The following is a 20,147-nucleotide window of genomic DNA, read 5'->3' on the forward strand; positions in this document are numbered from 1 at the left end:
TAAGAGAGAAGAATATTGTAGATGAATTGAGAAGACGAAGGATTGAGCAATGGTTAAAAAACGCTCTAATTATATTATCTTTTTTTCATGGTTTTTAGTTTTGGTTCTTTTATGGTTCGTCATTTCATTCTTTGAAGGTGTAAATGGACAGTGGTGGTCTATGTATCGTTTGAATCCACATAAATACGGTCCGTGGGCCTTAGAACTTTCTTACATAAAGGTTAGTATTGCTGCTGTTATCTCCTTGGTAATAGCTTATATGGTGAGTTTTGGCTTCAAAAGACATAAATAAAAAAAGCAAACTCCTTGTCACTAGAGTTTGCTCTTTTACTTTAATGCTTGCTTGTCACTTCTCAACATTTTTTTTAGTATTTTGAAAATATAGTTTAGGGTGGCAGTTAGGATATAAAAGGACATTAATCTGGCTCTTCAGCGAGTACCTAAGGAACTTCTACAATTAGGGCATGGTTTGCCAGATGGATTCGATTTTGGGTATCTTTACTCCAACTTAAATAGCAATTTGCAATTATATTTTATCAAGGATTTAAACTCCCTAAAAATATACTCACTCGTATTTCTTTAAAACAATGGCTGCATTATGACCTCCAAACCCAAATGAATTAGATACACCAGTATTTATTTTTACTTGGCGAGCAATACCTGGTACATAATCTAAATCGCATAATGGATCCGGATTTTCTAAGTTTATTGTTGGAGGAATTATGCCTTCCTTAAGGCTCATTGCCAAAGCAATTGCTTCAGCCCCCCCAGCTGCTCCTAACATGTGACCAATCATAGATTTATTAGCTGTTATTGGAATCTGATAAGCTTGTTTTCCAAACAGTTCCTTGATAGCCTTGGTTTCAGAGATGTCACCCACTTTTGTACTTGTTGCATGAGCACTAATAACATCAATCTCTTCAAGGGGTATGTTTGCATTTTTTAAAGCTGCTTTCATTGCAAGATAAGCACCTTTACCCTCTGGATGTGTAGCAACCATATGGTGTGCATCTGAACTTGCACCGTATCCAATGACTTCTGCATAAATTTTTGCTCCTCTACGCAAAGCATGAGACAGAGATTCTAAGATTAGAATTCCAGCTCCTTCTGACATGACAAATCCATCACGGTCTTCATCGAAAGGACGGCTAGCTTGAGTAGGAGCGTCATTTCTTGTTGATAATGCGGTAGCATTCCCAAAACTGGCTACTGACAAGTCAGTTATAGCAGCCTCTGTTCCACCCGCAAACACAGCATCAACTTCTCCAGAACGAATAAGTCTAAAAGCTTCGCCAATAGCAGTATTTCCAATGGCACAGGCAGAAACTGGTGACATAGAAGGGCCCATTGCATTCCACTTGATGCTAATTTGTGCTGCAGCAGCATTAGAAATCATACCCGGCACGAGAGTTGGACTGACTCTCCTTGGCCCTTTCTGTCTAAGTGCATCAATATTTTCAATTAAGGTTTCAATGCCGCCTATACCTGAACCTACGTATACGCCTAACCTTTCTCGATCTATATGATTGAGATCTAACTTAGAATCTGCCCAGGCTTGTTCAGCTGCAGCTATAGCAAATTGGGAAAAGCGATCTAAACGCCTTGCTTCTTTCTTTCCTAAAATTTCATCTGCATCAAAATCCCGAACAATTCCTGCAATTTTTGCCTTATGGTCAGTAATATCAAATGTATCTATAGAGGAGATGCCGGACTCTCCTTTAATTAGGTTGTTCCAAAATGTTCTGATGTTATTTCCTATAGGAGAGACTACTCCCATACCTGTAATCACAACTCTTTCCACTTTTCATCACTCCAAATCAATAATATACTTGTATTTTACAGTCCTTTTATCCTATTACAAGGGATTGTTTATCCTGGTATAACTACTACTAGGGTAAATTGTATGATGAGGAGTTTTAAAAATGAACGATAAAACTAGGCTTGAGGCCCTGTCTACATTCCTAAAAGCTAAACGTGCTCAAATTAAGCCAGAGTCTATTGGGTTACCAGCTGGAACCCGAAGAAGGACACCCGGATTACGACGAGAAGAAGTTGCACAATTAGCAGGGGTAAGTACCACTTGGTACACATGGTTAGAGCAAGGAAGAGATATAAAAGTTTCTTCTATTGTGCTTGATTGTATTTCTACAGCTCTACAACTAAATAGCGATGAAAGAGACTATTTATATGATCTAGCATTAGAAACAAAGTTAGAAATTGTTCATCCAAAAAAAGATCAATTAGAGCTTAGCCCTTCTCTCAAGCGAATACTAGCTGAATTAACCTATTGTCCGACTATCGTGACAGATCGCCATTGCCATATTGTAGGATGGAACCCCGCAGCAGCTCATGTTTTTCTAGATTTCGAACAAATTCCAAATGATCAAAGAAATCTAATTCAATTAGTGTTCGCCCGAAAAGAATTGAAAGCATTAGCTGTCAATTGGGAGCATTTTGCGAAAGGTTTTCTTGCTATTTTCCGTACCTATTATGGACACTATTTAGGTGATGAATGGTACAACCAGTTTATTAGTCAGATGAGTCATTTACATCCAGAATTCCAAGCCTTATGGAATGAAAGCCAAGTAAGTAAAGCTCCCGAAATGGTTATTGAATTTAGACATGCCAAAGCAGGGAAAATGTTATTTAATTTAACTTCCCTCCAAGTTCAAGGGGATATGGATTTGCGGTGTAGTATCTACACACCAGTAGAGGAAACGGATACGGAAAATAAGTTAAAACGGCTAATGAAAAGAGCTTCTATAGAGAAATTATAAAGAAATCTTATTATAGTAAGCAGATTAAGATGACAGTCTCTTACTTCGAGACTGTTTTTTATGCAAACCAATTGCAAAAATTTGCGATATGATGAAGGCTTGTTATTATTCCTTTGGTGTTCTCTTTTTTACTTAAAATAAAAGAATAAAATGCAACTTCTAGAGCAAACTAAGAGGATAGGAACCCCAATTCCTACTATTCTTCATGTATGATGTTCTAAGGAAAAGCTACTTCCATGGGTAAGGGAGTAGCTTTTTTCTTTAGAGTTTACATAAGTTTGATTATGGTAACTAGATATGTATGAAACACTTGGGTTAATTGATTATAAATTACTAGCTCTTATACTTGTCCTATCTTTTTCTTATATTTGTACAGATATATCTTTTCAGCAATATAACAAGCAATTAAGCCAGCAATAATTGGTAGCATTGAGCCTGCATTTATATAAAGTCCATCTCTTCCCAGTCAAAACTGAGTTAACCCATTTTATCGAGAAATATAAAGAGCAATACACAGGAGTAAAGAACAAACTTTATAAAATTTATGTGTTTTGCGGGATATACTAGTTATTTATTCGATATATTCAGATTATAAATCTATCATTATTCGTTATCTTATATTTATAGGATCTAGGTGGAATAGCCAAGTGGTTAAGGCAAAGGTCTGCAAAACCTTGATCTCCGGTTCAATCCCGGATTCCACCTCTAAATTATAAATATAAGGAGAAGATTATGAAAAAAACCTCTATGACTATTATTACTACTCTCTTAATTTGCTTTTGTTTTACTAATTATGGGCATGCTAAAACAGAAACAAATCAATATTACACAGTTATCTTGAAAGACCGTTCTAAGTGGACGCAATCTATTAAGAAGATTAAAAAGAGCCAGGGAGAAATTACTTATACCGTCCCTGAGATAGGACTAATTCAATTTAAAGGAAATCAAAAAGTGGCTAAAACAAATGCTTCTTTATTTAAATCTTTAAGTCCTTCTTTAAAATTAGAAAAGCCTTCTACATCTACGTCTAAGTCTTTTAAAAAACCTAATTCAAGTGTAAACTCAATAAAAGGTTTAGATAGCACTCTTCCTGCCTTATGGGATATGCAGTGGGATATGAAAGAAATTACGCACAATGGAGAAAGTTATAACATAGAATCAGGTTCTTCTAATGTAACTGTTGGAATTGTTGACTCTGGAATTGACATTGACCATCCAGACCTCGTAGACAATCTGAAAAGTGGATCAAAAAATCTTGTTCCCAAAGGTGGGCTTAGAGGGACAGAGCCTGAAGAAACAGGCGATATTAATAGTATTAACGATATTAATGGACATGGAACTATGGTAGCTGGATCTATTGCTGCCAATGGTGAAATTAAAGGGGTAGCACCGAATACAGGAATTAAGGTATATCGTGTATTCGGTAATAAGTCAGCTGATGCTGTGTGGATCATCAAAGCAATTATTCAAGCAGCTAAAGATGACGTGGATGTCATTAATCTTAGCCTTGGTTCTTATTATATTGATGGTAACATATATAAAGATGGTGAACTTTTAGATAATAAGTGGGCAGATGTTGAAGGATATAAACTTGCAATTGAGTATGCTAATAAGTTAGGTAGTGTGGTAGTTGCTTCTGCAGGCAATGACTCAATAGATGTTTCCAACAAATCAGAGCTGAATGATTTTCTTAAGAAAAAATACGCGGAAGAAGGAAAAACATTTAACGGAGTAGGAATTGAAGCTCCAGGAGAATTGCCTGGTGTAGTCACAGTATCTTCTACTGGTCCTACGCAACAACTTTCTTTATTCTCTAATTTCGGAAAAAATTATATTGATATCGCTGCTCCAGGGGGAGATTCTAGATTGTTAGAGAAATACGGCCAAGAGGCATGGTGGGATGGTGGACTTTTCCGACAAGAACAAGTATTAACTACTTTTAACACTGGAAGATATTTATTTGCTTCTGGAACTTCGATGGCTGCACCCAAGGTTTCTGCTACCCTCGCCTTAATTATCGACCAACGTCACTACAAAAACCGTCCAAGTAACTCCATTGATTATCTATACAAAAACGGAGTAAAAAAAGATATTGAACCTAATTTAGCTTATTGGGGAAATGGTCAACTGGATGTATACAACGCGGTTAAATAAATAAAAAATGAACTATGATACTCATAGTTCATTTTTTATTTATTTATGGAAGATATGGTGAATTCAATACATGCTCCTTGAGGTTCATTATTTCTGGCATGAATTTCTCCACCATGTTTTATAACTAACTCTTTTACAATATATAACCCCAACCCATGGTGAAGTTGGTCATTCCTTGAAGGATCTCCTTGATAGAATTTACTGAATAAAAAAGGTAAATCTTTGGTATCAAATCCTTTTCCCGTATCGGAAATAGAAAAGGACATCATATCTTTCTCTATCTGAACTTGAACATCGATACTCCCATTCACTGGGGTAAAACGAATGCTGTTAGAAATTAAGTTAGTCAGAATTTGATGCAATCGTTTTGGATCTAATGCAAATTCGGAATTTCCCTCTCCAGGCTTTCTATTCAAGCTGTAAGTGAACTTTATTTCTTCATCCTCTGCCCATTTTTTAAATTCCTCTAGCATTTCCGGTAACATTTCTATAGGAATAACACCTTCAATATCAAGTGTAAAATCTGGATTATCTACCTCAGACACTCTTTTCATTTCCTCTGTCAAATGCAATACTCTTTGGGTATTATTTTTTATTGTTTGCAAATATTGTGGCAAACGCTTCTGTCCATTTAATGATGGATCCATTAAGACCTCTACATGGGATAATATAATTGTTAGAGGCGTTCTTAAATCATGGGCAATCGAGGCAACCATATCTCGACGCTCTTGCTCTAATTTCCATTGAAGATAAAGTGACGTTTTCAACTCTTCTTTCATACTGTTAAAAGAGTCAATTAATACACCTATTTCATTTTCACTCTCATATTTAATCTCAAAATCCAAATCTTGATTTTTAATTTTCTGAGAAGCAGCACTCAGTTCTTTAATCGGCTTATTTAACTCTTTCCCAAAACGTCTCGCAAATACGTATGAGTAAAGTGTTAAAAATAAAAAAGGAATTAATAATATTATAAGAAATATGTATTTTATATAATAGTCAATAGATGATGCTAACACATATCGTACAGCTAGAACTCCTTCCATTCGATTTTTGTCGAGGATAGGAAGATATTTCGTTATGACCTTCCCTTTTTGATCGGATCTATTAACTTTTTCATATATACTTTTGTTATTTTCTATTAATTGGTCATCTAATGTACCATATATTTTATTTCCTCGAAGGTTTATGACCTGATATGTAATTCCTTCCATAGGAATAACTTTTTCTAAATTTTTCTGAAAAGATACTTCTAATATCTTTTCTCCTTTTAACTCAACAAATTTTTCTATGCTAGGAACTTTTTTCTCGTAATAATTAGCAGGTTGGACTGACTTTTCATTATAAACGGAGAGAAAATAATATAATAAAACTAAGCTGCAAATTGTACTTATAAGGCTTAAAAAGATTACTGAAGCAAAGGTTAAAATAAACTGATTTTTTAAAGATAGCCGTTTAATCATTAACGTTTTTCCAACTTATATCCTACTCCCCACACCGTTTTAATGTGATAAGTTGACATACCTGAAGTCAATTTAGCTCTTAAATTATTAATGTGAACTATAATAGTATTTAAGTCACCCATTGCATCAATACCCCAAATTTTCTCATAAATCTGTTCTTTAGAAAATATTTGTCCTAAGTTTACTGTTAAAAGTTCCAATATCTTAAACTCTTTACTTGTTAAGTCTATCTTTTTACCATCCAATAAAACGTCATGTTGTGAATAATTAATAGTTAAATTACCTAAGAGACGTTGATTCTGAGTACTAACTCGATCCCTCTGTTCACGTCTTAAGTGCGCCTCTACCCGAGCAATAAGTTCTTTCACTTGGAAAGGCTTCGTTATATAATCATCTCCTCCTAAAGTAAATCCCTTTACTTTATCCATCTCTGAGTGCTTCGCACTTAGAAACAGAATAGGACAATAAATTTGTTCTCTGATAACTTTACAAAGATCAAAACCATCCATCTGGGGCATCATAACATCTAATATTATTAAATCTACATTTGTCTTTAATTGATCTAATGCTTGCTCCCCATTATAAGCTTTAAGAACTCTATAACCTCGGTCTTCAAAGATATCAGAGATTATATCTACAATCTCCAGCTCATCATCGACTACAAGAATACTTTCTTGCATAAGTATATACCTCCCCGCCCCCCTAGTATTTTAATTATCTAGGAGAGATAAATTAGTACCCTCCTAGACAAAATATCATCTTTTCATAGAACCTTTTTAGAGTAAAAGTAACTAGAAATAAGATAGATAATAAACTGAGACACTCCAAATATTAAAAATATTACTATTATAGAATAAATTGTAATTCCTTCTAATATATTTTGCAAGGCATTAGTAGCTATAAATAAATTCAATCCCCCTAACGATAAAGGAACAAAGAATATTACCGAAATTTGAATGTACAAAGTCCTTTTAATTTCTTTAGCTGTAAGACCCACTTTTTGTAATGAGTGGAATACTTTTTTATCATCGTTCATATCTTCATACAGTTTAAACCAAAGCAGACTAGCTAAAGCAAGAAACAAAACTAAGCATATAAACAGTCCTGTAAGTCTCAATATTGAAGATAATTGAACTGTATTTTCATAATCGAGAAGTCGAATACTATGAAGATTATCCGATTTGAACAAGGTTGTATCTGATAATTTCTTTAAAATGTTATAAATTTTTGCATCCTCTTTAAAATCTAATTTATAGAGTGACAATCTTTTTTCAGAAATCGTTGTTTTATATATTTCACTAAAAGTGTTTTTCGGTACAGAGATAATACCCTCAATTCCATCTATAGGATTAAGAACTCTTTTACCGTTCATATTTTTTACTTTTAGATCTCTCTCCCCTTTTTCAGATTTTAATTTTAAGATTTCATTAGTAATATCATCAGTTTTTTTATTATTAAAAATATAATTATTATTTTTTAATGAATCTTCATCTTTTATAAAAGATGGGTCATTCTGTATTACTAAAAATTGCTTCTTCCCACTCTCAGAAGAAATTTTTAATCCTTTCCACTTATTCATGTGTAAATCCTTTATTCCTTGTCTCTTCAATTCAGCTATAATATCTTCTATTTTGTTTTCCTTCCCCTTTGATGCAACAAATAATGCTCCTTGAGGGTGAGTGCTTTGCATTCTTTGACTGTTCTTTTCTATATATAACTGAATAGCACCGATTGATATCATAATTGCAGATAATAGAATAGATACGATGAAGATAATCTTTGCATTATAATATAATCTTTTTCTCAAACTTATAAGAGTTAACATCTTTATCCCATTCAACTGCCGTTTTTCTTTATTATTTAAATAAGATATTACACCTACTAAACCATTTGAACAGAATAGGTATGTGCCTACTAGTAATAATGCTAATAGGGGTAAAAAAGCAAATAATAGCATAGGTAAAGATGCATAAGAGATAAATATATAAGAAACCAAAAGAAAGCAGATAGATAAAATGAATTTAACCCTAGAGAATTGAGCTGAAGGTTTAGGTTTTTTTTCTTCTTGAAATAACTCTAGAACTGCAATTCGTTTAATCTTGAAATAACTACGACATGAAACAAGTAAAAATACTATTCCAAATAAAATAACCGTAACAAAAACAGCCACGGGAGAGAAAGTATAAACGAACGATTGATTTGAAAATAGAATATCACTCATGAAATCAAAGAAAATCTTTGATAACAGCATTCCAAATAAAATGCCAACTAAAATAGAAAACGTACCAACTACGGCGTTCTCTAAAACGAGCACGTTAAACAATTGCTTTCTAGAGGCCCCAAATGTTTTCCAAATACCCATTTCTTTTTTTCTTTCTCTAAGGAAATGCTCATGTGAATATGCGATAAAAAAACAAGAAAATAGCAAAATAATAATTTCACATGCAATTAATAACTGTTCTGTTCCCGAAACCTTTGGATATAAAAGAAAGGCTGCGTACATATAAAAAATTGCTACAGAAAGAATGCTACTAAGTATGTATACTGTATAATGAGAAAGATTACGGGTTATATTCTTAGTTATATATTTCCACATTGATATCATTATCCTCCACTTCCTTAGCGATAAAAGATAAGATTCTTTGATTGAACTTAGACGTATCTTCTAATTTGGAACGCTTCATTTCATGGACAATTTGGCCATCCTTTAAAAATATGACTCTGTTACAAAAGCTAGCAGCTACCGAATCATGAGTTACCATTAAAATAGTTGTTTTGTACTTTTCATTTAACATTTTTAAAGTATGTAGAACATTTTGAGCAGATTTAGAATCTAAATTCCCTGTAGGCTCATCAGCAAATAATAAAGCAGGATTGTTAATAAGAGCACGAATGATGGCAGCTCTTTGCTGTTGCCCCCCAGAGACTTCATAAGGATATTTAGTTAAAAATTTTGTCACTTCCAACTCTTCAGCAAATTTTTGAAGTTTATTCTGTACACCTTTCTTATCTCCTTTTTTTAAAGCAGCAGGTAATAAAATATTTTCTTCAATAGTCAAATGATCTAACAAGTTGTAATTTTGAAAGATGAAACCAATATGCTCACGTCGGTAAATACCTAATTGTTCTTCTTTCATACCTGTGAGAGTAGTTCCCCCGACCTTGATATCCCCTTCTGAGGGGATATCAAGGGAAGAAAGCACATTTAATAAGGTAGATTTTCCACTTCCCGAAGGACCCATAATTGCTACAAAATCGCCTTCTTCAATATCTAAACTTATATTCTTTAAGACAGGGTACGTTCTGTACTTAGTTTTATAAACTTTTGTAATTTCTCGTGCTTCCAATATAGCCATTTTAATTCTTCCTCCTATCTTTATTTAAGAAGTAAATTCTTTTTTACTCCAAATCCTTACACAAGCACCAAAACCAACTAACATAATAACAAATGCAAAAACATATAAAGAATTGCTAGTAGTACTCAGAGTATGAAAGATACTTTGAACTGATAATAAGAAAAATGAAAGTTGGCTGGAAACATACAAACAACCTACATATAACCCAATTAACAAGAAGAAGCTAATAACTGCATTTGAAATAATTACACTAATTAAACTAGCAAGAGCTAAACAGCACATCTGGATGATGAAAAAGAGACCATACACTTGTACTGTATATAATATAGCTTCTATAGCATTCTTCTGTTGACCATAAAAAGTAAAATCATTATCTGGTTTTAAGAAGATAAAACCAAACGCTATACTAATCCCTAGGATAATTAATAAATGTACTAGTACCATTAAGGCAAGAGAGAACCATTTTGAAATTAGAAATGATTTTCTTTTAAAAGGTCTAATTAAAAAAAGACGATATGCTCCTGAGTTATATTCTACATTAAGGCTATTCAGAAAAAATACTGGCATAAAGATCAATGTAAGTAAGAATGAAGATTCTTTTAATAAGAACCATGGAAAATTCCAAGTATTTAAAGGAACTTGCTGATCGTTATTGTAAATTCCAACTCCATAGTATCTTAAGAACCAAGCTTGAAGAAGTACAATTACAGTAAAAATCCCAATCATCCATTTACTTTTTCTTTGGCTCCAAAGTCTCTCCCATTCGCTTATAAATAATGCTTTCAATTAAAACCCTCCTTGAGTCAAATAAAATAATCTCTCTTCACAAATGTCCAATAACCAATTAAGCCAAATAGAGCAATGTATACGGCTTGAACTAAAATGATGTAAGAATTTAGATTGTTAGTTGATGAAAGTAAAAACGCTATTCCTGTGTGCTGAATTTTCACGATAGACATGTACATAAGGTGAACCACTGTGCTGTGCCCGATAATTGTTTGCGTCGAGAATTCTAAGAGCTGAGGAATGGCAATTGCTAAGAAAATAAAGCCAACCCCTGCCCCAAGTGTTATCATTGTACTTCTGCTTATCGATCCTAATAATGTAAAAACTGATACAACGCTAATCATTGTCACAAAACAAGCAAAGAAATATTTTACGTTATATAATAAAGCTGATGCTAAAGATAATTTCTGCTCATCTAGAAATGTTATTAAGGTATTAACCTTAGGAAAAAAGATATAACCAGCAACGGTATTTAAAATCCAAAATAGAGTTAAATACAAGAACATGGTTGTTAAAATAGTAGCTAATTTTGCTAAAAAAAGTTGAGTGGTAGAAAAAGGGCGGATGAGGATCATTCTTAGCTGCCCATTTTCTATCTCATTAGCTATAACCGTAGAAATTAGTATTATAGCTATGATATTAAAAGAAACAACGAGATGTTCAGAAATGCTAATTATAGGGAAGTTCAAAGAAGTTACATAATCTGGTTGTCCTGGTGACACTCGTTCATTCCAATTTAAGTAATATTTAACTGAACCTAGCGACATTAAGGGTATAAAAAATAGTATGATCCATGATATCTTTTGGGACCATAATCGTTCTAACTCTGAAGTGAAAAGTCCTTTCATGATGTCATCATCTCCACAAATACATCTTCCAGTCTCTTGCTTGGATCTTTAATTAACTCTTCTTTACTTCCTTGTGTAACAAGTTTACCGTTACGAATAATGACAAGATGATCACACATTTGTTGGATTTCATCAAGTAAATGACTAGAAATGAAAAATGTTAGATTTTTCTTTTCTCGAAGTTCAAGAATTAATTCTCTTAATTCTCTCATTCCCATAGGGTCAAGACCATTTGCTGGCTCATCTAATAAAATGACATCTGGTTCTCCTAAGAGGGCTTGAGCAATTCCCAGCCTTTGTCGCATACCTAATGAATAATTCTTAATTTTTACATCGGCATCTTCCGTTAGTCTTACAACAGATAATGCTGCCTCCACTTGCTCTAACTGTTCTTTTCTCGAAAGGTCGGGATATAGCCTCGCTAAATTTTGTAACATCTTTCTGCCTGACATATACGGGAAAAAGATAGGGGACTCTATAATCGCTCCTACATTTCTTAAAGCCTGTTGTCTATCTTTATTTACATCTTTACCCCCTACCATTATTGTGCCTTGAGTAGGGCGAATAAGCCCTGTAAACATTCGCATAACAGTTGTTTTTCCAGCTCCATTTGGTCCCAAAAACCCGCATATATCTCCTTTATACACCTTAGTTGAGAATTGACTTACAATATTCTTTCCACTCACTGTTTTTGTGATATTATTTGCTTCTAAAACAATTTCTTTTTTCATATTCAATCCCTCCTTATGGTTTAATATAAAAGACAAATATAAATAAAAAATAAAGAAAAGAAAAAAACTCACATTTTTGTGAGTTTTTATTGAACTTCAACTTTTTCACAAATATTCGCTAGTCTATTTCTTTCTTCTAATTGTTTAGAAATGATGTTCAATATATTTTGCGGATTAGGTAAAACATAGTTAGGTCTCAATGACATAGTTGCAATTTCAAAAGCTGTTGTTTTTACAGGAGGTACAACAATATGATCATATTGTTGTAGTAGCTTAACATTATGCTGAACTACTTTCTTTTCCCACATTAATTTATTCATGTTTGGAAAAAAGATAACAGGTTTATCATGAGCTAGTATTACTGTACTTAATAAATCAGTTGCTAGACCATGAGCTGCTTTAGATAATGTGTTTCCTGTAGCTGGAAGTACGGCCATTAAATCGGCCCACCTCGCTAATTCCACATGTCCTATGGTTCCACTTATGCTAAGCTTTTCATCAATAAATACCTCGTCACAATATAACTTTACTGTCTCAGCTGGGATAAGTTGAACTGCACCTTTCGTCATTACAACTTTTACCTCACTAAAGTTTGCCTTTAGCATAGCTAAATATTGAAAAATGCCTGCTACTGCAATCGACCCACTTACCCCTACTAGTATTTTTTTCTCTACAATATTCTTAACGTCCATTTATCATAGCCCCCTGAATCTTAATTAAGAAAGTAAAAATGCCCCGTCCCACCAAGGTTCTTCCACTGAACTTAAACTTAGTAAAGGTAATAATACGCCAGTTACACCTTCGAGTAATCCAGCCTTGTTTAATTGATGTGACTTCTCTCCATTGGATTCTATATCTCTAAAACCAAAGGGTGCATTAGGGTCATATGATTCTTCTATATAATGTACTAACTCTACTATTGATTGAACTGAGATTTGATTCTCTTCATCTTTTGCCATCCTTATAAGCATTTGTAATAATCCTGCTCTTCCATGACAAAATGTTGGCGATACTAATTCCCATTCTTCTTTTGGTTCTACTATTATGTCCTGATAAGCTCCCACTGCACTCCTTATTGCTGCTGTGTCGCCCAAGGCCTTTCCTGCTAAATATATACTTCTCGCTACGCCTGGGTCTCCATAACACCAGCCCTGACGTTTTGGATAAGAATGAGATATTTTAGAAGTGGCTACTTCTTGAAAACTAAGTCTGGAAGGCCAACCACTGTCTACTTGTTTCCACTTCATTAACCAATTGGTAATCTTGAGTACAGCTTCCCTCTGACCAGGTATTTCAATTCCCTTTTGAATCGATAAAGCCATAAAAGACAGTGGACCCGGTATGCCATGAGCAAGACCACAATTAAAATTCCCTTCTGGAAACATAATTCTATCTTTTTCTAGTAGTTGATTCGCTTTTGAAACATACCACCCCGGTACTTTTTCACCATTTACCTCGATATCAGAAGCCATATCTACAAAATAAGCAAGTATTTTTTTTAGTGCCTCATGATTTTCTTTATGCTTCGTATTTTCAATGAGATAGCGACCTATTCCTGTCATTCCTTGTATCACATCATATTTTAGAGGATGTACACCTAGTTCCTTCTCTGGTTCATTTAATATCTTTTCTAATTGCATCAATATAAAATTATTTAAGACTTGGAGGAATCTAGAATACCTCTCATAATTATGGGATATATATAACGTGGCATAAGCGACACCTGTTATACCTCCAAACATCGAAATACTATTGACCCCTTGCCTTTCAATAACCTTCTGTACTTCTACTAAATGGTTATGTGCGACAAGGTCAAACCCACTATCAGGGAACTGACGGTCAAGTTCTCCAAATAATAAAATAGTGCCTGGAAAACCATGGGACAATGTGATAGGGTCCCATGGATTCAAATTACCTGCCAATGATACGTTATCAGGAGCCATTACTATCTTTTCTATACCACTTGGATCCTTTAACTTTTCAGCTATGCTTAACACTAATTTTAGTGCTTTATTTCTTGTCTCATTATCAATTCCCTTTAACCAATACGTTTTTTTGTCAGTAGTAGATGGCATAATTTTCTCCTTTCTCCTTACATCTTATGAGCTTGCTTGTGTTGCACTAGCTTCTATATAACTCTTAGCTTGCAGATTAAATAATCTGGCGTATATTCCATTTGTGTCTAAAAGTTCTACATGAGTCCCATACTCCGCGACCTCTCCTTTATCAAGTACTATAATCCTGTCAGCGTATTTTACGGTTGAGTAGCGATGAGATATGAAAAGTCCCATACTTTTCTGAGCAATCTCTTGAAAATCTTGAAAAACTTCTTCTTCGGCTGCTGGATCTAAAGCAGCAGTCGGTTCGTCAAGAATATATAAACTTGCTCTTCTCATATAGGCTCGCGCAATAGCAATTCTTTGCCATTGGCCTCCAGATAATTGAATACCGTTAGCAAAAGTTTTTCCGAGCTGAGTATCCATTTTATCAGGCAAGCTATCAATCATTGTAAGCGCTCCGGACCTCTTAGCTGCTGCTTGTATAGCTACTAAATGATTAGACCTTTTGTAATCACCATAACCAATGTTTTCTTTGACATCTAACTCATATCTCACAAAATCTTGGAAAATAGCACTAATTCTATCCTGCCAATCTTGCGGCTGATAGTCCTCGATTCTTTTACCATTCAAGAGAATAATCCCCTCATAATCTGTATATAGTCGTGTTAGCAGCTTAACAATTGTTGATTTTCCAGATCCATTAGATCCTACTAAAGCCAAAGTCTCTCCAGGTTTAATATGAAAATTAACATTTTTTAATGTGTAATTCTCTTGCCCTGGATATTTAAAGGATACATTTAAAAATTGAATACCTTCTTCCGTTGAAGAGACATTTTCTAACGTTTTTTCCTCTGAGACATTAGGTTTATCTGTGCTTTCTGGAACATTAAGGAAGGAAAATAATTGTGTCATATATAGATTGTTTTGATGCATGTTAAAAACCATATACATTAACTCATTTGACGTTTTTTGAGTCGTGTTGACAGCTTGAAAATAAGCAATAAGGCTACCAATAGCAATTAATCCCTGGATTGTATCTTTAACAATCATAAATTGAACGAATATTACAAAAATTACACTTATCAATTGAAAAGATAAATCAATTCTCATCTTTTTTAAAAGCAAATGGCGATCCTGATTATAGAACTTACTAAATAAGTCTGAATAGTTTCTTAGTAGTAAGCTGCCTAACCCAAATATTTTAACTTCTTTAACGGTAATATCAGTGGTCATTAGATAGTAGTAATAAAACTGTTTTCTTGTCTCCTCTGCTCGCTTATGGCTTACTAAAAATATTTCTTTTCCCACATTCACAATAGACCAGGCGGATATTAAAGGTAATAAAATTAAGATCAATGTAAATTCCCAGTTCCAAACCATTAAAATTATTGAAATAGAAATTAAAGTAATAGCACCTTTTACGATCCCCATTAACTCTTCAAAAATAGCAAACGGCTTATACGTGGAATCTTGCCTTGCTCGTTGGAGTTTATTGTATACCTCTGGGTTTTCAAAGCTTGCATAAGGTAGTCTTTTCGCTTTTTCAATCAATTTTACATTTATCTTGTTAGACAGTAGGTTTCTGTATAGTTGCTTATGCGTTTCTAGGATTGAACCGGTAGCGCTGGTTAATAAAGTGACAACTGAAAAGAAGATAAAAAAAGGTAAAATGTCGTAAAAATAGTTATCTTTGTACCCTTGGATATACAGATTTTGCACCATATTTACAAGATATTTTATTGCTAAAATCAAGGAAGCTGGTAATAGCCCATTTAGAAAATTTAGGACAAGAACACAGAAGAAATATCCTCTGTGTGTCTCCCACAAAAGCTTAAATAGACTCGGCCAGTATCGAAAAGATTTTAGAATGCTAACAAATGATACTTTCTCATTTTCCATTGTAGGATCTAGCGTATTCTTCATTCTTATTCCTCCAATACTTCTGGCTGGACAAAATATGTCTAGTAAAAGCTAATGCTTTCTTCTCTAATTCTCTATTTGCTCCTAATAATCGATTACAGTACATATGAATAATTGCTCCCATAATCATTTGATGCTCATTCCAAAGCATATCTCTTTTCTGTAACTCTTTAATTTCAGTCACATAACGGGTTAAAGATTCTTTACGAATCAAGAAACTTTCATATATAGACTTACCGACTCCAGAATTATAATTACGCAAGTTTTCCCAATCATTTCGTGAATCTCCTATTAGAGATAATTCTTTTCGCAACGGTCTAAATTCATCTATATACTCATATTTTTCTGTATTATTTTCTATAGAGGCTACTTGTTGCGCGTAATTCAACCCAAAGTTATCCATGATGTCTATAATTGAGAGCGATGCCATTACATAAGCTGGAAGATGATTTTGTTGATTTAACGTACTGAGAATCATGGCTACAGACTGACTATCGTAATGAAAATAATCCTCAGCTTTTTCTATTAACATGGGACCACCATAACGCTCTACTTCTCGTTCATATGTGTCGATAGTAATCTTTTGGAGTAATCCTAAATCCATTAGTTTATCTGCCCATTCCCTTAAACGAGGAAGAACTAGACCACTAAGTTTAGAAGGGTCTCCCTGAAAGCGTAACCGAATATGTGCATCAGGGTCTCGGTAACGCATAAAGAACCATGATGATGCCATATCACTTTTAACCATTTCACTAGCGAAAGGCGTAAGATATTTTAGTATTAAGTCATTCTCTCTTGCGTTTGGAGCATAGAGTTTTACATATAACCACTCGCTCCCTGGTAATTTGTAGATTATTTTATTACTTACAATATCTTTTTTCGCTTCCCCTATTGCACCAATTTTCTTTCTTCGCTCAGTATTTTCTGTTTTCTTTAAAGGAACAACTATTTCTACAGCATGTCTCCCTAAAGGGCTATTTAAGCAATTTTGATCCCGATCTTGAAGAGTTTCTCTTAATTGCAACCTTCCTTGCTTGAATAATTCATTTTTTAGTTCACGTAGGTGTAAAGTGTTCTCCAAGTCAATTAAGATGCGATTGTCTCCATAAGTCATAAATACATTACGAGGAACTGACCACTTTTCGCGCCATTCTCCAAAAGCTTTAAAAAATTCTTCCTCATTCTGAGGCTTCTCTCTCATACCGAAAACCTCTTTATTTAATTTCCAAATACCAGGCGAAAGAACAATGTTTTTATAGCGAATTCTTGGATAGTAAGGAGAGTGTGCCATACTTCCCCAATTAAATGGTCGCCATTGGTCTAAATCATTGAGTGAAATCTCCCTCATAAAACGATAAATATTAGGCGCACTTTGATAATTAAGCATGTTACCGGCTACTACTTTAATTCGTTTGCCTAGTTTTTTTGACTTCATATAGAAGTTCTCTAACGATGCTCCTACCACAATATCATCGATAGGTAACTGGATTGTCTCTTCATCACCGTTTGTTCCCAGAGTGACGTTCACTTTTCTTGTCGTTTTTCCAATTGCTACGTTGGCTGATCGGCCAGTTGCTGGCAGAAAGGAGCCTTCTACCATCACGGTATCTTCGTTGAATTCAAGGTCAATTTTTTGTTGATACTGTTGTATTTTTAACGAAACATCCGGATCTAAGATATCTAAAAATCGACCAAATGTGCTACCTAAGGCATTAGATCCAGGGTTAGGACTTAAACAGAATGTATAGTTACCTTGATCTAAGTCCTCTTGTGAAGCAGCATGTAACTCTCCATATACTTCTAAAGAGTCAGGCGCATATCTTCTATCTTTTTCTTTACTCATTCTCTGAGCTATTTCTTCTGTAATCTCGATTTCTTTTTCTTGATTATGAATAGCTTTAATAAGAAGATATGATAACTGACTATTACGTTCTTGATTTATAGAAGAGGTGGTAGTATCTCCTCCCCTTTTCCCATGTGGATTTTGATAAGAGGCAGGTGCACCGAGACCTAACTCTTCACTTAATAATTCTAGTAAAGGAACTTCTCTAGATGTTCCGTATTTTTCTAAAAAATCAACATGATACTTTTGTAAATGTGGAAATCCCACTCCCTCATCAGCTATCGACCATAATATTTGGGCAGCTTTGCTTATGTCTTCTCCTACCTTTTCTCCAATAGTTAAGTCTGTGGCATTTAAGGAGAAATCTACTTGAAGGGGAGTTGTAACTTCATAAATATGTCGCATTTGTGAAATCAAATCACTATAAAGGGAGAGACCTTCTCCTAATGGTAATTGATTATAAGTATTGATTAGTTCCCTTACCTTTAACAGTTCCTCATAGAGCTCTATCTTCTCATCTTTTTCTTCTAATTTTCTAATGAGATAATTAAATGGATTATCAATAGTTAAAGGAGGCCTTAGTTCCGTTATAAGATATTCTTGTTCCAATAGCTGTATAATAAAGCGTTGGATTATTGTCACATCTGTATTTGGATAAATAGTATGTAACCTTTGTGTAATTTCTCTCACTGTTATTCTTTCCTCAGCTAAATTAAGAACCTTTTCAACCACTTCGCTATAAATTATGGAAATATTTTCTCTTTTCTCCATTCCCTTTTTTCTAAGTTGACCACATTCAGTTGAAAATGGCAAATGAAGACGATCGCCTACTACATACGATGCACGATTCTTATCTACAATTAGAGAAGGAAGGATATTGCTTCTTTCTAAAACTGAAATAACTCCCAAAAGCCACTCCATATCTGGTCGTGCCCTCTTCTTAAACTCTTTGAAATGATCTATTTTCAGGGAAGAATTCTTTTTAAATTGTCCAGCTGCTACTCCTGAAAAAGCTCCAAAAGGAGTTGGTCTAGTTGTCATTCTTAACATGTAACGCAACATAGAAGATAAAACTTGTTGGGTTTTTCTATTATTTAAATCACCATGTATGTAATGAAGGGAATTTAATAGAGAAGGACTTGCAATAGCAATGGCTTCTTTTACATAATCTTTTTCTGCATAAGCTCTTAACTTTTCCACTAATACTGCTTCGTCTTTAAGTTGGTCGAAGGTATGGGTTGGTAAAAACGGGGCTCTTAACATAAAAAATGGAAGAGGTTCAAATAAATTATTTTCAGTAGTTACGCTAGATTTATGATTGAATTTTTCTTTTTGTAATATCAATTTTAATCTCCCTTTCCTTTTATAATATAATTCAAAAGAAGAGAAAAGAGGGAACAACATTGTTTCCCTCTTTTTCAACTTCTAATTAGCAGCAGAAGCTGTTCCAACTACCTGTATCTCCACAACCTGGTGTACATAAAGATACACTTGTAATTTGTGGATCTACATCACTTGAAGCAGTTGTTACTTGTACATCTAAATCAAAAAGGTTTTTTACGTTATTCATTTTTCATTCCCCCAGAAAGTTTTTATTAAGAATTACATCTTTTTCATTTCCTTCTTATAAAGCTCTATTACTAATTAACAGCAGAAGCTGTTCCAGCTACCTGTATCTCCACAACCTGGTGTACATAAAGATACACTTGTAATTTGTGGATCTACATCACTTGAAGCAGTTGTTACTTGTACATCTAAATCAAAAAGGTTTTTTACGTTATTCATTTTTCATTCCCCCAGAAAGTTTTTATTAAGAATTACATCTTTTCCATTTCCTTCTTATAAAGCTCTATTACTAATTAACAGCAGAAGCTGTTCCAACTACCTGTATCTCCACAACCTGGTGTACATAAAGATACACTTGTAATTTGTGGATCTACATCACTTGAAGCAGTTGTTACTTGTACATCTAAATCAAAAAGGTTTTTTACATTATTCATTTTTCATTCCCCCAGAAAGTTTTTATTAAGAATTACATCTTTTCCATTTCCTTCTTATAAAGCTCTATTACTAATTAACAGCAGAAGCTGTTCCAACTACCTGTATCTCCACAACCTGGTGTACATAAAGATACACTTGTAATTTGTGGATCTACATCACTTGAAGCAGTTGTTACTTGTACATCTAAATCAAAAAGGTTTTTTACATT

19 protein-coding genes and 1 tRNA gene are annotated in these 20,147 nt (G+C 34.0%); 4 read left to right on the forward strand and 16 right to left on the reverse strand.

Features of this window, described 5'->3' with window-relative positions; all coding sequences use genetic code 11:
* The first annotated feature begins 49 nt into the window (after positions 1-49).
* Positions 50-292 (forward strand): hypothetical protein, encoded by a 243-nt coding sequence (locus MKY06_RS27960; protein WP_194758131.1) that lies wholly within the window; start codon positions 50-52, stop codon positions 290-292.
* Between the two features lie 273 nt (positions 293-565).
* On the opposite strand, the gene fabF is transcribed toward MKY06_RS27960, so the two are convergent.
* The gene (gene fabF, locus MKY06_RS27965) at positions 566-1,801 is read right to left on the reverse strand and encodes a beta-ketoacyl-ACP synthase II (protein ID WP_097812024.1); all 1,236 of its coding nucleotides are present in this window, start codon (positions 1,799-1,801) and stop codon (positions 566-568) included.
* Positions 1,802-1,922: 121 nt separating this feature from the next.
* On the opposite strand from fabF, the gene MKY06_RS27970 reads away from it, so the two are divergent.
* The 3 genes from MKY06_RS27970 to MKY06_RS27980 all read left to right on the forward strand — a co-directional run bounded on the left by MKY06_RS27970 (position 1,923) and on the right by MKY06_RS27980 (position 4,931).
* Complete coding sequence (locus tag MKY06_RS27970) at positions 1,923-2,777, forward strand: helix-turn-helix transcriptional regulator (protein WP_029320988.1); 855 nt, start codon at positions 1,923-1,925, stop codon at positions 2,775-2,777.
* A 633-nt stretch (positions 2,778-3,410) separates the two neighbouring features.
* Positions 3,411-3,482: transfer RNA gene (locus tag MKY06_RS27975), tRNA-Cys, on the forward strand.
* Positions 3,483-3,509: 27 nt separating this feature from the next.
* Positions 3,510-4,931 (forward strand): S8 family peptidase, encoded by a 1,422-nt coding sequence (locus MKY06_RS27980; protein WP_013060067.1) that lies wholly within the window; start codon positions 3,510-3,512, stop codon positions 4,929-4,931.
* 35 nt (positions 4,932-4,966) lie between these two features.
* Here the strand turns inward: MKY06_RS27980 and MKY06_RS27985 are convergent, their stop codons facing one another.
* From MKY06_RS27985 to MKY06_RS28055, 15 genes are all read right to left on the reverse strand, one after another.
* Complete coding sequence (locus tag MKY06_RS27985; protein WP_013060068.1) at positions 4,967-6,394, reverse strand: HAMP domain-containing sensor histidine kinase; 1,428 nt, start codon at positions 6,392-6,394, stop codon at positions 4,967-4,969.
* A complete protein-coding gene (locus tag MKY06_RS27990) occupies positions 6,394-7,074 on the reverse strand; it encodes a response regulator transcription factor (protein WP_013060069.1) in 681 nt (226 codons plus the stop codon). The genes MKY06_RS27985 and MKY06_RS27990 overlap by 1 nt, the downstream gene beginning before the upstream one ends.
* A gap of 83 nt (positions 7,075-7,157) precedes the next feature.
* Positions 7,158-8,999 carry an FtsX-like permease family protein gene (locus tag MKY06_RS27995; protein WP_194758132.1) on the reverse strand — a complete coding sequence of 614 codons (1,842 nt, stop codon included), beginning with the start codon at positions 8,997-8,999 and terminating at the stop codon, positions 7,158-7,160.
* Entirely contained in the window at positions 8,971-9,750 is a 780-nt protein-coding gene (locus MKY06_RS28000) for an ABC transporter ATP-binding protein (RefSeq protein ID WP_029321001.1), read from the reverse strand. The genes MKY06_RS27995 and MKY06_RS28000 overlap by 29 nt, the downstream gene beginning before the upstream one ends.
* 24 nt (positions 9,751-9,774) lie before the next feature.
* A complete protein-coding gene (locus MKY06_RS28005) occupies positions 9,775-10,536 on the reverse strand; it encodes an ABC transporter permease (protein WP_013060072.1) in 762 nt (253 codons plus the stop codon).
* 17 nt (positions 10,537-10,553) lie between these two features.
* Positions 10,554-11,384: an ABC transporter permease gene (locus MKY06_RS28010; protein ID WP_053488561.1), complete on the reverse strand. Its 831-nt coding sequence runs from the start codon at positions 11,382-11,384 to the stop codon at positions 10,554-10,556.
* The gene (locus tag MKY06_RS28015; RefSeq protein ID WP_013060074.1) at positions 11,381-12,115 is read right to left on the reverse strand and encodes an ABC transporter ATP-binding protein; all 735 of its coding nucleotides are present in this window, start codon (positions 12,113-12,115) and stop codon (positions 11,381-11,383) included. The genes MKY06_RS28010 and MKY06_RS28015 overlap by 4 nt, the downstream gene beginning before the upstream one ends.
* An 86-nt stretch (positions 12,116-12,201) precedes the next feature.
* On the reverse strand, positions 12,202-12,807 hold the full coding sequence (locus tag MKY06_RS28020; RefSeq protein WP_013060075.1) for a flavoprotein: 606 nt from the start codon (positions 12,805-12,807) through the stop codon (positions 12,202-12,204).
* A 24-nt stretch (positions 12,808-12,831) separates the two neighbouring features.
* The gene (locus MKY06_RS28025) at positions 12,832-14,190 is read right to left on the reverse strand and encodes a lanthionine synthetase C family protein (protein ID WP_194758133.1); all 1,359 of its coding nucleotides are present in this window, start codon (positions 14,188-14,190) and stop codon (positions 12,832-12,834) included.
* 24 nt (positions 14,191-14,214) lie between these two features.
* Entirely contained in the window at positions 14,215-16,098 is a 1,884-nt protein-coding gene (locus tag MKY06_RS28030) for an ABC transporter ATP-binding protein (RefSeq protein ID WP_013060077.1), read from the reverse strand.
* Entirely contained in the window at positions 16,064-19,282 is a 3,219-nt protein-coding gene (locus tag MKY06_RS28035) for a lantibiotic dehydratase (RefSeq protein ID WP_098278901.1), read from the reverse strand. Before MKY06_RS28035 ends, MKY06_RS28030 begins: the two co-directional genes overlap by 35 nt.
* Before the next feature lie 85 nt (positions 19,283-19,367).
* Complete coding sequence (locus tag MKY06_RS28040; RefSeq protein WP_013060079.1) at positions 19,368-19,508, reverse strand: gallidermin/nisin family lantibiotic; 141 nt, start codon at positions 19,506-19,508, stop codon at positions 19,368-19,370.
* 74 nt (positions 19,509-19,582) lie between these two features.
* Positions 19,583-19,723: a gallidermin/nisin family lantibiotic gene (locus MKY06_RS28045; RefSeq protein WP_013060079.1), complete on the reverse strand. Its 141-nt coding sequence runs from the start codon at positions 19,721-19,723 to the stop codon at positions 19,583-19,585.
* Positions 19,724-19,797: 74 nt separating this feature from the next.
* Positions 19,798-19,938, reverse strand: coding sequence for a gallidermin/nisin family lantibiotic (locus tag MKY06_RS28050; RefSeq protein WP_013060079.1), 141 nt, complete (start codon positions 19,936-19,938; stop codon positions 19,798-19,800).
* A gap of 74 nt (positions 19,939-20,012) precedes the next feature.
* Positions 20,013-20,147 (reverse strand): gallidermin/nisin family lantibiotic (locus MKY06_RS28055; RefSeq protein ID WP_340962048.1); only part of this gene is annotated, 135 nt, incomplete at its 5' end.

This window comes from Priestia sp. FSL P4-0332, from assembly GCF_038005845.1.
Classification (GTDB): domain Bacteria; phylum Bacillota; class Bacilli; order Bacillales; family Bacillaceae_H; genus Priestia.

What these genes read in the sequence shown, in the direction of transcription:
- MKY06_RS27960 (WP_194758131.1), top strand. Translation starts at nt 50, where the DNA reads ATGGTTAAAAAACGCTCTAATTATATTATCTTTTTTTCATGGTTTTTA.
- MKY06_RS27970 (WP_029320988.1), top strand. Translation starts at nt 1,923, where the DNA reads ATGAACGATAAAACTAGGCTTGAGGCCCTGTCTACATTCCTAAAAGCT.
- MKY06_RS27980 (WP_013060067.1), top strand. Translation starts at nt 3,510, where the DNA reads ATGAAAAAAACCTCTATGACTATTATTACTACTCTCTTAATTTGCTTT.
- MKY06_RS27985 (WP_013060068.1), bottom strand. Translation starts at nt 6,394, where the DNA reads ATGATTAAACGGCTATCTTTAAAAAATCAGTTTATTTTAACCTTTGCT.
- MKY06_RS27990 (WP_013060069.1), bottom strand. Translation starts at nt 7,074, where the DNA reads ATGCAAGAAAGTATTCTTGTAGTCGATGATGAGCTGGAGATTGTAGAT.
- MKY06_RS27995 (WP_194758132.1), bottom strand. Translation starts at nt 8,999, where the DNA reads ATGATATCAATGTGGAAATATATAACTAAGAATATAACCCGTAATCTT.
- MKY06_RS28000 (WP_029321001.1), bottom strand. Translation starts at nt 9,750, where the DNA reads ATGGCTATATTGGAAGCACGAGAAATTACAAAAGTTTATAAAACTAAG.
- MKY06_RS28010 (WP_053488561.1), bottom strand. Translation starts at nt 11,384, where the DNA reads ATGAAAGGACTTTTCACTTCAGAGTTAGAACGATTATGGTCCCAAAAG.
- MKY06_RS28015 (WP_013060074.1), bottom strand. Translation starts at nt 12,115, where the DNA reads ATGAAAAAAGAAATTGTTTTAGAAGCAAATAATATCACAAAAACAGTG.
- MKY06_RS28020 (WP_013060075.1), bottom strand. Translation starts at nt 12,807, where the DNA reads ATGGACGTTAAGAATATTGTAGAGAAAAAAATACTAGTAGGGGTAAGT.
- MKY06_RS28025 (WP_194758133.1), bottom strand. Translation starts at nt 14,190, where the DNA reads ATGCCATCTACTACTGACAAAAAAACGTATTGGTTAAAGGGAATTGAT.
- MKY06_RS28030 (WP_013060077.1), bottom strand. Translation starts at nt 16,098, where the DNA reads ATGAAGAATACGCTAGATCCTACAATGGAAAATGAGAAAGTATCATTT.
- MKY06_RS28040 (WP_013060079.1), bottom strand. Translation starts at nt 19,508, where the DNA reads ATGAATAACGTAAAAAACCTTTTTGATTTAGATGTACAAGTAACAACT.
- MKY06_RS28045 (WP_013060079.1), bottom strand. Translation starts at nt 19,723, where the DNA reads ATGAATAACGTAAAAAACCTTTTTGATTTAGATGTACAAGTAACAACT.
- MKY06_RS28050 (WP_013060079.1), bottom strand. Translation starts at nt 19,938, where the DNA reads ATGAATAATGTAAAAAACCTTTTTGATTTAGATGTACAAGTAACAACT.